Raw genomic sequence first — 338 nt, forward strand, 5'->3', positions numbered from 1 at the left:
AAGCTATACCAACCCAACTTCTAAATCGTATAACAGCTTTGAAGGCGTATTTAGAACGGTAATAATGATACATCAAGCGGGGGTTACAGGCAGTAACGGTAGTACTACTAATATTGTCGAAAACAGTCATCCCATGATGATTGCGGGAACAAATTTTAGAAACAGCCTGCCGACAATAGCTGGTTTCCCGTTAAAAGACGGAACACACCGTACCGACTCACGGTATGTAAAATTCTTTTACCGAGGAACCGGTAGTGAGACAATAACGGCTACTAATCTTACCACTAATCCAACCAATTCATTTTACTGGGTAACAACCGAAATGGTCAGTTCCTGGT

1 protein-coding gene is annotated in these 338 nt (G+C 41.7%); it reads left to right on the forward strand.

The features are described 5' to 3' along the window. The coding region (locus ACYVTD_RS18470; RefSeq protein WP_461249052.1) for a hypothetical protein at positions 1–338 on the forward strand (338 nt) is incomplete at both ends.

The organism is Treponema sp. R6D11 (genome assembly GCF_054786075.1).